10 protein-coding genes are annotated in these 12,785 nt (G+C 58.3%); 3 read left to right on the top strand and 7 right to left on the bottom strand.

The window, feature by feature from the left end; all coding sequences use genetic code 11:
• The first annotated feature begins 204 nt into the window (after window positions 1-204).
• From AAE514_RS08525 to AAE514_RS08535, 3 genes are all read left to right on the top strand, one after another.
• Window positions 205-1,725, top strand: a complete 1,521-nt coding sequence (locus AAE514_RS08525; protein WP_347331105.1) for a tryptophan halogenase family protein — start codon at window positions 205-207, stop codon at window positions 1,723-1,725.
• A gap of 354 nt (window positions 1,726-2,079) precedes the next feature.
• Complete coding sequence (locus tag AAE514_RS08530; RefSeq protein ID WP_347331106.1) at window positions 2,080-4,071, top strand: cellulose binding domain-containing protein; 1,992 nt, start codon at window positions 2,080-2,082, stop codon at window positions 4,069-4,071.
• A gap of 103 nt (window positions 4,072-4,174) precedes the next feature.
• Window positions 4,175-5,044 carry a sugar nucleotide-binding protein gene (locus AAE514_RS08535; RefSeq protein ID WP_347331107.1) on the top strand — a complete coding sequence of 290 codons (870 nt, stop codon included), beginning with the start codon at window positions 4,175-4,177 and terminating at the stop codon, window positions 5,042-5,044.
• Between the two features lie 77 nt (window positions 5,045-5,121).
• On the opposite strand, the gene fabB is transcribed toward AAE514_RS08535, so the two are convergent.
• The 7 genes from fabB to AAE514_RS08570 all read right to left on the bottom strand — a co-directional run bounded on the left by fabB (window position 5,122) and on the right by AAE514_RS08570 (window position 12,537).
• Window positions 5,122-6,339, bottom strand: a complete 1,218-nt coding sequence (gene fabB / locus AAE514_RS08540; RefSeq protein ID WP_347331108.1) for a beta-ketoacyl-ACP synthase I — start codon at window positions 6,337-6,339, stop codon at window positions 5,122-5,124.
• A 157-nt stretch (window positions 6,340-6,496) separates the two neighbouring features.
• Entirely contained in the window at window positions 6,497-7,021 is a 525-nt protein-coding gene (gene fabA / locus AAE514_RS08545) for a 3-hydroxyacyl-[acyl-carrier-protein] dehydratase FabA (protein ID WP_347331109.1), read from the bottom strand.
• 105 nt (window positions 7,022-7,126) lie between these two features.
• A complete protein-coding gene (locus AAE514_RS08550; RefSeq protein ID WP_347331171.1) occupies window positions 7,127-8,089 on the bottom strand; it encodes a polyprenyl synthetase family protein in 963 nt (320 codons plus the stop codon).
• A gap of 110 nt (window positions 8,090-8,199) precedes the next feature.
• Window positions 8,200-9,273 carry an efflux RND transporter periplasmic adaptor subunit gene (locus AAE514_RS08555; RefSeq protein WP_347331110.1) on the bottom strand — a complete coding sequence of 358 codons (1,074 nt, stop codon included), beginning with the start codon at window positions 9,271-9,273 and terminating at the stop codon, window positions 8,200-8,202.
• A gap of 53 nt (window positions 9,274-9,326) precedes the next feature.
• Window positions 9,327-10,577, bottom strand: coding sequence for an ABC transporter permease (locus tag AAE514_RS08560; protein WP_347331111.1), 1,251 nt, complete (start codon window positions 10,575-10,577; stop codon window positions 9,327-9,329).
• Window positions 10,578-10,598: 21 nt separating this feature from the next.
• Entirely contained in the window at window positions 10,599-11,852 is a 1,254-nt protein-coding gene (locus tag AAE514_RS08565; RefSeq protein ID WP_347331112.1) for an ABC transporter permease, read from the bottom strand.
• 1 nt (window position 11,853) lies between these two features.
• Complete coding sequence (locus tag AAE514_RS08570; RefSeq protein ID WP_347331113.1) at window positions 11,854-12,537, bottom strand: ABC transporter ATP-binding protein; 684 nt, start codon at window positions 12,535-12,537, stop codon at window positions 11,854-11,856.
• Between the last annotated feature and the right edge of the window lie 248 nt (window positions 12,538-12,785).

The raw sequence follows: 12,785 nt of genomic DNA on the forward strand, positions 1-12,785 counted from the left end.
GAGTAGGGGTGGCTTTTGCCGCCGAGTGATTGGGCCAAGTGTTTTTACGGGCCTTTTTTAAAATTGGCGTAAAGAGACCCCGGAAGTGCAGCTCCTTGGAGGTGGGCCCTCATCGGATACTAGAGTAGTGACTTTCTTTTTGTCAATGGGACTATTATAGTTTGTCGAACGGACCATAACTGGCTTGCCTCTAAGCTTGTTACGTTGTTCACTGAACCTTTATTTTCAAAGAAAAGTGGTTTGCATATGAATAAAAGGCGAGTTGTCATCGCCGGGGGCGGTACGGCCGGTTGGATGGCGGCGGCTGCCGTCAGTCAGCTAATGGGGGATACGGTTGATGTGACTCTGGTTGAGTCCGATGCCATTCCTGCGGTCGGAGTCGGGGAGGCAACAATTCCAACGCTTCATGTGCTCCATCGCCTGCTGGGCATCAATGAGAGGGAGTTCATGGCTGAGACCGACGCAACTCTCAAGTTGGGCATCGCTTTTGAAAACTGGTTTAAGCCCGGTCATGAATATCTTCATTCCTTTGGTTTGATCGGACATGAAACTTGGGCCTGCGGCTTTCATCATTTCTGGTTAAAAGCGCGGTCCCAGGGGTGGGGAGCCGATCTCGCGAATTACATCCCCGAGTATCTGGCGGCCCTTGAAGGTCGGTATGCTTTGCCGCAGCCGGGTGAGCATTATGCCTATCACCTGGATGCCGGGCTGTATGCAAAATTTTTGAGAAAAATTGCCGAGGAAAATCATACCGTTCGTATCGAAGGGGTCATTGACAAGGTCAATATTGACCCCGACACCGGCTACATTTCGTCACTCCGCCTGGAGTCCGGGCAACAGATTGGGGGGGAGCTTTTTATTGATTGCTCCGGCTTTCGCGGGCTCCTGATTGAAGGGGCTTTGCACTCGGGGTTTGAAGATTGGGGGCACCACCTGCTATGTGACCGGGCTGTGGCCGTGCAAACCGAATCGCTTGAGCCGCCGCTCCCGTACACTCGCTCAATCGCTCGCGACTGCGGTTGGCAATGGCGAATTCCTTTACAGAGCCGCACCGGCAACGGGTTTGTTTTCTGTAGCCAGTATATGTCGGACGATGAAGCGATTGATGTGCTGCTCAAAAACATCAGGGGCAAGCCAATAAATGCCCCTCGCGTTATCCGCTACAGAACCGGCGTTCGGCGCGCCCAGTGGAACAAAAACTGTATTGCCGTCGGCCTTTCCGGTGGGTTTGTGGAGCCTCTGGAGTCAACGGGTATTCACTTGTTTCAACGTGCGATTATTCGCTTGCTGCAGTTTTTCCCTAATGGGAAAACTATCCCTCAAAGCGATATCGATGAATTCAACCAGGCTTCCTACCATGAAATGGAGCGCATTCGCGACTTTATCGTTCTTCATTATCATCAAACCGAGCGGGACGATACACCCTTTTGGCGCCATTGTAGGGCTATGAGCGTACCCGATACGCTCCGTCACCGTATCAACACTTTCTCTCAGTCCGGCCGGGTAAAAACTTGGCAAGACGAAGTGTTTGCCGAGTCCTCATGGGTAATGGTGATGCTGGGGCAGGGCATTGTGCCGCAGAGGTACCACCCAATAGTGGATCGTTTGACCAACAATGACTTGAAAGCTTTTGTCGATCATGTTGAAACTCAAACCCGGAAAAAGGTGGAGAGCTGGCCTAACCACTTCGAATTCATCCGACGCTACTGTAAATCTGCCCTATAGCGTGCCTACCCGTTGGTACCAGGCCTCGGATTGTTTACGCAACTTCCCGTCACTTCGGTAGTGCCCAGTTTTGAACTTTGCTTTCGAGCCAACAGCATTATTACCGTTCCTAATGTGAAATTCGCTTCATATAGCGCTCTGGTGGCTTAAAAACTGGATTAATGCGACCCCGGTCTCAGACTGGCTATTTCATGCGCCCACTTCCCCCGGGGAGGCTTGAACCGTTGACGAATCGTGGCATAGTCACCGGTTACCATTCCTGGCCTTATGGTCCGCCGATTGTTCTTGGCGCTGAATCTGCTGCCTTGAGCGCGGATTCTGTGGTTTCAAATAACAACATCGTGAGGACATGCTATGAAGCATTCAATCGTAAACCGCGCCGTGCTTGGCCTGCTGGGCGTGGTCGCAACCGCTCAAGGAGCCTACGCCGCCACCTGTGGTTACTCGGTGACCAATGAGTGGAGCACGGGCTTTACCGCCGCCGTTCAGGTAACCAACGATGGTTCAACCGTTATAGAGGGCTGGGAGCTTGCCTGGGAATACACCGATGGCAGTCGCATCACCAACAGCTGGAACGCGACTTTATCGGGCGATAACCCCTATACCGCCACGCCGCTGGCTTGGAATGGCGCTATCTCCCCAGGGCAATCCGTGGATATTGGGCTCCAGGGTACCAAGGGGCAGCGGGGGAGCGACGCCCCCGTGCCCGAGGTTGTGGGCCAGGTTTGTGATGCTGGCGAGAGCTCCTCCAGCGCATCGAGCGTCGCCAGTTCCTCGAGCCTCTCCAGTGCGGCGAGCAGCGCCAGCTTATCTTCAGCCAGTTCCTCATCGGAGGGTGGCGAACTTCCCTCGGTCACGCTGGAGCGGATATTCCCGAACCTTGAGTTGGAGCGGCCCGTGGCCATGGTGCCTTCCCCCGATGGGAGCCGCTGGTACATTCTGGAGAAGCGCGGTGTGATCTCCTGGGTGGACAGCACCGACAACGGCGCCGAAAGCGCGACGGCTTATATCGATTTATCCGATATCGTGAATGACAATGTGGAAGGCGGCATGCTGGACATGGCCTTCCACCCTGATTACCCAGCCAACGGGGGGATTTTCCTCTCCTTCACCGAAAGCGCGCCGGCAGACAGCGACGCCTCCCAGCTGTCGGTGATCGCCCGCTTTGCAGAGTCGGAGGATGGCAGTACGCTGCTCGAGGCCTCCCGCGAAGATATCCTGACCCTTGAGCAACCGTTTAATAATCACAATGGCGGGCAAATTCGTTTCGGGCCCGATGGCTACCTGTACATTGCCTTTGGGGACGGTGGGTCAGCCAATGATCCGTTCAACAATGGCCAGGACCCCAATACACTGTATGGCACTCTAGTGAGGATAGACGTCAATGGTGAGGCGCCCTACAGCATTCCCGCCGACAACCCCTTTGTGACCGGTGGAGGCGCCCCGGAGGTCTACGCCTACGGCCTTCGCAATCCCTGGCGGTTCAGCTTCGACCCCCAAACCGACCGGTTGTGGGCCGGCGACGTCGGGCAGGCGGCCTTTGAGGAGGTCAACCTGATCGAGCGCGGCGGCAACTACGGCTGGCGCTGCCGGGAAGGCTTTGAGGCCACGGAGAACGACTGCACCAGCGATGGCCCCTTTATCGACCCCGTTATCGCTTACGCCCGGGACGAGGGCCAGGCCATCACCGGGGGTTATGTCTATCGCGGCGTAAGCATGCCGGCCCTGAATGGCGCCTACGTGTTCGGAGATTATGGCTCGGGCGCCGTTTGGGCTCTGACTGAATCCGACCCCGGCGTTTACGAGCGTAGTCTGCTAATGGAAACCGATTTGCTGCTGACCGCCTTTGCGGAAGATATTAACGGGGAGCTCTATGCGGTGGATATTTCCGGGGGCGCGCTCTATCAGTTGGTAGAGGAGCAATCCAGTTCAAGTGCATCGAGTGCTCTGTCCAGCGCCAGTGCTTCAAGCGTATCCAGCGGTGTCTCCTCCAGCCGCTCCTCGTTCAGCAGTGCCCGGTCTTCCTCAAGCAGTGCCTCGTCGGTGAGCGCCGTGAGCTGCACGCTTTCACGCGTAGACTCTTGGGGCGGTGGGTATCAGTTGGAAGTCGGTGTGACCAATACCAGTGCCAGCGCGATCTCGAGCTGGGCGGTGGAGATGATCTTCGACGAAGCCCCCCAAATCACGAGCCACTGGAATGTGGAGCTCAGCACCTCGGGTAATACCGTAACCGCCACCGATGTGGGCTGGAATGGCGTGTTGCAACCCGACCAGAGTGCCTCTTTTGGCCTCCAAGGCAGCCACAGTGGTGATTTCTCCCCGCCGCAGTGCCTGGGTGCCCAATAAAAAGGGGGAGGGCGGCTTCGCAAACCACGCAGAGCATCTGTGCCGTGGCGCATGAGAGCATGGTAGAATTCCGGCTGAATTCTCAATTCAGCCGGGGTTCTGTTTGAAACTGCTGTTAACTGACGCATCCAACGCTTTGGGTAGAGCCCTTGAGCACGAGCTCGAACGCGAGACCTTTGGGTTGATCGCCCCCGTCTCTACCCGGCCGGATTGGACCGATGTGGGGGAGGTGCGTGCCTACCTCGATCACGAGCCCCCGAAGCTGGTGATCAACACCCTCGGTTGGGCTGATCGGCCCGACACCGCGCAGTGCGCTTTGATTCCCGCCGCGGCGGAAACGCTGGCGACGGTTTGCTCTGAGCGGAACATCCCCATGATTCAGGTCTCCAGCTACCAGGTGTTCGGTGGCGACAACAAAAGCAGCCATTCCGAGCGCGACGAGCCTTCACCCCAGAGTGAGGCGGGCCAAGCGTGGCTCGCCGCCGAGCAAGCGGTCAGCCAAGCCCTCGAGCATCGGCTGGTGCTGCGGCTGAGTTGGCTGATCGACAGCCATGGCAATAATCGTCTGACTCGATTGCTGCGAACGATTTTCGGCGATGGCGAATGGGTGGCCAATAGTCGCTTGCGAGGGGCGCCCACGGCGCTGTCTGACGTCGCCCGCGTGCTGGTCGGAGTGGTCAAGCAAATTAGCTGTGGGGCGGACAACTGGGGGGTGATGCACTACGCTAGCCGCGATGTCTGTACGGAGGTGGAATTTGTCGACCGAGTGGTGGAGGTATTGAGGCAGCTGGATACTTTGCCCGAGACGTTCGCTCAGCGCCTGACGACGACTGACAGCTTGCCTTCGGACGAACCGGTGAGTGCAGTGCTTGGCGTTCATCGCTTGCGGGATGGCTTTGGCGTTCAGTCACGGGCCTGGGAGCCCTACTTGGTGCCCATGGTTAAGCAGTGGTTGCATAACCAAAAAAAGTAGAAGAGTTCTCCATGAAAAAGCGCGGCTGGAACCGCGCTTTTTTATGGGGCAGGGCTAAGCGTGAGTCCTCGTGGCAGTCAGTCGCTCATGCGCTGAAACACCAAGCAAGCATTGGTGCCGCCGAACCCGAAGCTATTGGACATAACGCGGTTGAGCTTGGCGTTGTCCCGCCGCTCGGTGACGATCGGCAGGCCTTTGGCCTCCTCATCCAGCTCTTCAATGTTGGCTGAGGCGCAAATGAAGTCATGCTCCATCATCAGCAGGCTGTAAATGGCTTCCTGTACGCCGGTGGCGCCCAGGGAGTGGCCGGTCAGGGATTTGGTGGAACTGATCGCTGGGATATTCTGGTCGAACGTCGCCCGTACCGCTTTCAGTTCGGCCAAGTCACCCACCGGGGTGCTGGTGCCGTGGGAGTTAATGTAATCCACGGGGCCATCAGTGGTTGCCAACGCCTGTTTCATGCAGCGAATGGCGCCTTCACCCGAGGGGGCCACCATATCGTAACCATCGGAGTTGGCACCGTACCCTACCAGCTCGGCGTAAATCTTGGCGCCGCGGGCTTTGGCGTGCTCATACTCTTCCAGCACCAAGCAACCGCCGCCGCCGGCGATCACAAAACCGTCGCGGTTGGCGTCGTACGCCCGAGAGGCCTTTTCCGGCGTGTCGTTGTATTTGGTGGAAAGGGCGCCCATGGCGTCAAACAGGCTGGTCAGCGTCCAGTGCTCCTCTTCGCCGCCGCCGGCAAAGACGATGTCCTGCTTGCCCAGCTGGATTTGCTCCATGGCGCTGCCGATACAGTGGGCGCTGGTGGCACAAGCGGAGGAGATAGAGTAGTTCAGCCCCTTGATTTTGAACGGGGTGGCCAGGCAGGCGGAGGTGGTGCTGCCCATGGTCTGAGTAACGCGGTAGGGGCCAACGCGTTTGATGCCCTTATCACGCAGCACATCGGCCGCCTCCACCAAGTTTTTGGAGGAGGCGCCGCCGGAGCCCATAATGATGCCGGTGCGTTCGTTGGATACCAGAGACTCATCCAGACCGGCGTCGGTGATGGCCTGATCCATGGAGACGTAGGCATAGGCCGCCGCATCTCCCATAAATCTCAGCACCTTGCGGTCGATGCACTCTTTCAAATCGATGTCGACGGAGCCCGCAATTTGGCTGCGGAATCCCTTTTCAGCATAGCTGTCCTGAAACTTGATACCAGAACGTCCCGCGCGCAGTGCCTCGAGTACGGTGGCAATTTCATTACCTAAGCAGGACACTATGCCCATGCCGGTAACTACAACGCGTTTCATAGGCTACCTCTTTATCTCTTGATTGTAGCGGAAGCAGTGGGCGCCATTATGCCATACAAACCGCCTTTCCGTAGGCGAGCTTGGGCTCGCGCACAAAAGGAAAGTTTAGTGCCAGGGCCTAGCTTCGTCGCTTAGCTTGCAAGCCTGGCCCCTTGGCTTAGAAGGAATCGGTATTCTGGAACAGGCCGACACGCAGGTCTTTGGCGAAGTAAATGTCCTTGCCATCGACGGAGACGCGGCCATCGGCGATTCCCATAATCAGCTTGCGCTCAATCACTCGCTTCAGGTTGATATGATAGGTAATTTGCTTGGCGGTGGGTAGAATTTGGCCGGCGAACTTCACTTCCCCACAGCCCAGGGCGCGGCCCTTGCCGGGGTTGCCTTTCCAGCCCAGGAAAAAACCCACCAACTGCCACATGGCATCCAGCCCCAGGCAGCCCGGCATGACCGGGTCACCGGGGAAGTGGCAGTCGAAAAACCACAAATCCGGTGATATGTCCAGTTCGGCGACAATCTCGCCTTTATTGTATTCGCCGCCAGTCTCGCTGATGTGCGCGATGCGGTCCAGCATGAGCATGTTGGGCACGGGCAGTTGAGCATTGCCGGGGCCGAACAGGCGGCCGTGGCCACACTCGAGCAGTTCTTCACGGCTGTAGGCGTTTTTCTGGGCAAAGGCGTTCATAATTAGGGCTCTGTTACAGTCGATATTAGCCGCTTGGCGGCTACCTGACACAAGCCGCCGCAAGGCGGGCAAAGGTCGCCATTCTACCGACTGTGGGGAGCTTGTCTAGTGAGTCCGAGCCAGGGCAAACTCGGCCACCTCGGCCATAGCCTGAGTGTAGGAATTGTCCGGCAGGGCCGCAAGCTGTGCCAGGGCTCTGGATACCTGGGCTCGGGCCCGCTCCAGGGTGTACTCCATGGCGCCGGTTTCCGTAACGATGGTGAGGATCTCGGGCAGCTTGGTGGTGTCTCCGGTGCGGATGGCGTCGGCCACCAGTTGGCTCTGGGGCTCTGTGCCGGTCTGCATGGCGTGAATCAGAGGCAGCGTAGGCTTGCCTTCGGCCAAGTCGTCGCCCACGTTCTTGCCCAGGGTTTCCGCACTGCCCTGGTAGTCCAGGGCGTCATCCACCAGTTGAAAGGCCATGCCCACATGGTGCCCGTAAGCGCGTAAGGCTTGGCGCTGGCTGTCGTCCGCGCCACTGAGCAGGGCCGCCACTTCGCAGGCGGAGGCGAACAGAATCGCGGTCTTTTTATCGATGACGGAGAAATAATTACTTTCAGTAACGGCGGGGTCCTTGGCATTGACCAGTTGCTGGACTTCGCCTTCGGCAATGCGGTTGGTGGTTTCCGACAGAACGGCCATTACGTCCATACGGCCAATGGCCACCATCATTTGAAACGCCCGGGAATAGAGAAAATCCCCCACCAGCACCGCTGGCGCATTGCCCCACTGGGCGTTGGCGGTAATGCGCCCGCGTCGACGCTCGGAGGTGTCCACCACGTCATCGTGCAGCAGGGTGGCGGTGTGTATGAACTCGATAATGGCGGCCAGGTCGAGGTTCTCCCGGCCTTTATAGTCCAGTGCCCGGCAGGTTAGTAGCACCATCAGGGGACGAAGCCGCTTGCCGCCGGCTTCGATCAAATAGTGCCCGATGTTTTCCACCAGCTCGACATCCGAGTGGAGTTGTTCGATGATGCGCCGGTTAACGGCTTCAAAGTCGTCGGCGACAACCTGATGGAAGGGCAGCATGGGCAGTCTGGCTCTGTTATTCATAACGGATTGGCATCCTAGGCAGCCGATCGAGCGCTGTCAAGAATGCCGATGCGGGCCGGGCTGAACGGCTAAAGGTTGGCTAAAGGTTACTGTCGCTTGATCTTGTCGTCCAAGCCAAGCCCTTCCACGATTTCGATATTGATGCCGTCTGAAATGCCCGTCTCAACCGGCTGCTTCTCAAACTGCTGCTCCCCGACCTCAACCTCCACGAAGGTGCCACCCTCCTCAAAGAGAAGGTTGCCCTCGTTGATGGCCAGTACATCCTGCTTCTCATCCAGAATGATATCGGCGTTCGCGCTGTACCCGGCCCGCAGGAAATCGCCTTCCTCCAAAGCGATCGCCGCCCGGATTTCGAAATTGATCGTCCCGTTCTCCTCAAGCCCTTTCGGAGAAATGTATTCCAAGGTGGCGGGAAAGGTTTCGCCCTCCAGGGCGCCGATGTTCAGCACCAGCTCCATGCCCTCGCGCAACTTGCCCACCTCGGATTCATCCACCTTGCCCTCGAAAATCAGGTCCGTCATGTCCGCGATGATCGCGATGGTGGTGCCTTCATTGAAGGTGTTCGACTCAATCACAAATACCCCCTCCTTCACCGGCACATCCAGCACCATGCCGTCTGAGGTCGCCCGCACCCGGTTGGATGTCTGGTCGGCGGAGGTGGTGGCGCCCTCGGTGATCAGCGACACATTGTTCTCGGCCGAGGCCACGGCCTCCTGGCGGAGCTCGTACTCCAAGAGAAACTGATGGTAACTGGATTCCGAGATCAAATTGCGCTCGAACAGGCTTTGCTGGCGCTCCAGCTCCCGCTGGGCGTTGCGCAAGTTGATGCGGGCGCTTTCCAGCTGGGAGCGGGCCTGATTGAGGTGCTCCATGTCGGGAATCAGCTTGATCAGCGCGATCAGCTCGCCCTCCTCAATGCGCTCGCCACCGTCGAGATACAGCTCATCGACCACTCCGGAGACCTGGGATTTAATATTGATTTCCCGCCGGGGCACGATGGTGCCTATCGCCACGGTTTTATTGACGATATCCGTGCGGAACGGGGCGTCCGTTTCGTAAACCACCGGGGCCTCCTGGGACTTTTGGTATAAAAACCAAGTGGTGCCGATAAACAGCCCCAGCAGCAGGATCAGCGTGCCGATTGAGAGCAGTTTTTTCATGGGTTCTCCTTGCGAGGGTATTCGTTTTTAGTCAGTAATGTCAGTGAATGCATCTACTCGTCCTGAAGTGCGGTAATGGGGTCGACCCCGGCGGCTTTGGCCGCCGGCAAGAGTGCGGCGAGAAGGCCGGACAAAATCAGAACGACAATGGCAATTATCGCTGTGGAAAAATCGATCTCCGGGCGACTGAAGGTTCCGGCCCCCGGTAAATAGGCGCTGGCTGCCTCCAGGGTCAGCACCCCCGCCACCAGGCCCAGGTAACCGGAGAAGGCGGTAATCACCAGCGCCTCCAGCACAATCATGCTCACGATGGAAAGCGGTGTCGCGCCCAGTGCCTTGCGCAGCCCGATTTCCCGAGTGCGCTCCTTGACCACAATCAACATGATATTGCCCACCCCGATGGCGCCGGCCAGAATGGTGCCGATGGCAACCAGCCAGCTGAAGGCTCTTATCCCGGTAAACAGGCTCTGGATACGATCGTAAAAGGCCTGCATATTCCAGCTGCCGAACACGGCGCGGTCATCCGGGTGTACCCGGTGGTAATCGCGCAGCAGGGCCTTTACCCGCTCTTCCACATCGGAAGCGTGGTGGCCGGATTTCGGCACGATGGTCAGGTTGCCGATCCAGCCCACCTGGTTAAAGGCGTAGCGAAGCGTGCGGTTGGGAATAAAAATGGCCTCTTCTTCGTTGGCGGCGTTGTCGCCGGTGGAGAGGGAGGTGAAAGTGCCCACAACCAGGAAGTTGATTCCATGGATGCTGATGTTCTTTCCGATGGGGTCTTCCCGGGGGGCGAACAATACCTCTTGCACGCCTCGGCCGATGATGGCGATTTTGCGCTTCTCCCGGTGATCCCGCTCATTGATAAAACGTCCCTCCACATCCAGCGAATGCAGGTGGGCCATGCCGGGGTGAGAGCCGCGCACGGTGAAGGTCCCGCTGTTGTCGTTCCGGGCGATGTACTGCTCGTTGCCCCAGCCGCCGAGCCGGTTGAATCCGGCCACGATGTCCACTTCGTCCGCCATGCGCGCGCGGATCAGTTCGGCGTCGGCGGGCTTTAGGGTGATGCGCCGGCCCTTGGGCAGGCCAGCATAGGGAATTTGGGTGGGGCGTGCGGACCAGAGGAACACCGAGTTGGTAACTTGGCCAAAGTTGCCGGTCATGCCGTTCTCCAGGCCGCGGCCGGCACCGAGTAGTACCACCAGCATGAAAATGCCCCAAAAGACCCCGAACGCCGTGAGGCCGGTGCGTAGCTTGTGCTGTTTGAGGGTGGCAATGATCTCCTGCCACTTTTCCAGATCGAACATTCAGGTCCCGCTTCCTTTAGTCTAATCGGCGCGCATGGCTTCGACCGGCGATATGGCCGCCGCTTTTAGTGCGGGTGCCAACCCCGCCAGCGCGCCCACGCCCACCAGTAGGCCGAGCGCCGTCAACGCCAACTGAAAGTCGACTTCCGGCTGAGCGAAAAAATCCAGTTGCACATTGAGCGCATTGAGCCCGTAGCTCACCAGCTCCAATAACCCCACTCCGAGCACCAGCCCCGTGTAACCGGCGATGCTGGTAATTAGCACGGACTCCATCAGCAGGCCGCCGACAATGCCCGAGGGCCGGGCCCCCAAAGCCTTGCGCACGCCAATTTCGCGGGTGCGCTCCTTGACGGTGATGATCATGATATTGCTTACGCCGACGATCCCTGCCGTCAGCGTCCCCAGGCCGACAAACCATAGGAAGGCGTTCAGCCCGGCAAATACCTGATTAAAGTGCTCGGCTTGCCTTGCCATATTGTGCAGACGAATGGCCTGGCGGTCCTCCGGGGCCACCTGATGGCGCCGCTGTAGCAGCTCCTTCACCCGCTCCTCAAGCGCATAGCTATCCACCGAGGGATCCGGGCGCAAGGCAATAACCGACACTCGTTCGCCACCACCAAAGGTTTGGCCAAACGCACTGCGTGGCAGGTAAATGCGCTCGGACATCCGGCCTTCCCGACCGCTGTCATAAAAAACGCCGACTACGGTGAAGGTCACGCGGTTAATTCGAATGTCCTGTCCTAGAGGCGATAGGCCGGGAGGAAATAGGGATTCTTGGACGGTGGTGCCGATCACAGCGACTTTGCGCTGCTCTTCGGCATCGAGTAAATGCAGCTTGCGGCCCCCGGGAAAGTCGATGTTGGCTTTGATATCAAAATACTCATCGGCCACCCCAATCACATCAAAGGCCCCGGAACGGTCTCCCACAACAATGTTGGCGCTGGCCTGGCGAAAGGCGCCCAGGGGCGTTTCACTGGAAAGAAAGCGCACGCCGGGTACTTGCCGTTCAATCGCGCGCATGTCTTCTTGGGTCAAGGTAATCTGGCGCTCGGTTCCCAGGCCTTGGTAGGGGATGGAGGTTTTGCCGGCGTGCACCCATATCGTGTCACTCATGTCGTTCATAAACCGCCGCTCCATGCCGTTCTGCATGCCCCGGCCGGCCCCGAGCAGCAGCACCAGCATAAAAATGCCCCAGAAAACACCAAACGCCGTAAGGGCCGTGCGCAGCTTGTTGCGGCGCATGGTGTAGAGGATCTCCTGCAGCCCGTCGATCATCTCAGGCGGGCTCCCCGCGGGAGGCCGTGACAATTCGCCCGTCTCTCAGGGTAATTTGGCGCTGGGTCTGGGCGGCAATCTCCGGCTCGTGGGTTACGATGACCAAGGTATTGCCCTGGCCATGAATGCCGTGCAACAGCTCCATGACCTCCCCGGTGGTGACACTGTCCAGCGCCCCGGTGGGCTCGTCGGCAAGAATTACCTTCGGGCGGGTCACCAGGGCCCGGGCAATGGCCACTCGCTGCTTCTGGCCCCCGGAGAGTTCATTGGGCATATGGGTCATCCGGTCGACCAACCCCACCTGCTCCAGGTAGTGCTTGGCCTGCTCGTTGCGGGCCCTGCGGTTCATGCCCTGGTAATACAGGGGCAACGAGACATTCTCCAGGGCGTTCTTGAAAGGCAATAGATTAAAGGACTGGAAGACAAAGCCGATCATCCGGTTCCGGTATTGGGCCGCCTGCTTTTCGCTCAGATGCTCCATTGGCTGACCGGCCAGGGCGTAGCGGCCCTCGTCGTAGCGGTCCAGCAGCCCGAGGATATTGAGCAGGGTGGATTTGCCCGAGCCCGAGGAGCCCATGATGGAGACCAGCTCGCCCTCTCGAATGTGAAGGTCGATGCCATTGAGTACGTGCAGCCGCTGCGCGCCGGAGCCGTAGTACTTATGCAGGTTGTCGAGTTTTATCATGTGGTTGCGGCGTCTTTATGTCGTTATTGTATCTTCGGCCATTCTGCCTGCCTTGTCCCCAAAAGACCATGGATTGACCGCCCCTTTACCTTCTTTATCGGTGGGTTAACGCCCGCTAACCACTGTGGCCTTTGGGTCAATAGGGTCGGATCTCCTCTGTGTTTCGTCATAAAAGCTTCATAGGACTGTCGCCCAAGATTCATAAATCTTGTTGAACATAGGCGCCACACAGAGAGGGGAAAAGGGCG

The organism is Marinimicrobium locisalis, assembly GCF_039822625.1.
Taxonomy (GTDB): Bacteria; Pseudomonadota; Gammaproteobacteria; order Pseudomonadales; family Cellvibrionaceae; genus Marinimicrobium; species Marinimicrobium locisalis.

Excerpts from the sequence above, each read along its gene's own strand:
- AAE514_RS08530 (WP_347331106.1), top strand. The coding sequence starts at position 2,080 with ATGAAGCATTCAATCGTAAACCGCGCCGTGCTTGGCCTGCTGGGCGTG.
- fabB (WP_347331108.1), bottom strand. The coding sequence starts at position 6,339 with ATGAAACGCGTTGTAGTTACCGGCATGGGCATAGTGTCCTGCTTAGGT.
- fabA (WP_347331109.1), bottom strand. The coding sequence starts at position 7,021 with ATGAACGCCTTTGCCCAGAAAAACGCCTACAGCCGTGAAGAACTGCTC.
- AAE514_RS08550 (WP_347331171.1), bottom strand. The coding sequence starts at position 8,089 with ATGCTGCCCTTCCATCAGGTTGTCGCCGACGACTTTGAAGCCGTTAAC.
- AAE514_RS08555 (WP_347331110.1), bottom strand. The coding sequence starts at position 9,273 with ATGAAAAAACTGCTCTCAATCGGCACGCTGATCCTGCTGCTGGGGCTG.
- AAE514_RS08560 (WP_347331111.1), bottom strand. The coding sequence starts at position 10,577 with ATGTTCGATCTGGAAAAGTGGCAGGAGATCATTGCCACCCTCAAACAG.
- AAE514_RS08565 (WP_347331112.1), bottom strand. The coding sequence starts at position 11,852 with ATGATCGACGGGCTGCAGGAGATCCTCTACACCATGCGCCGCAACAAG.
- AAE514_RS08570 (WP_347331113.1), bottom strand. The coding sequence starts at position 12,537 with ATGATAAAACTCGACAACCTGCATAAGTACTACGGCTCCGGCGCGCAG.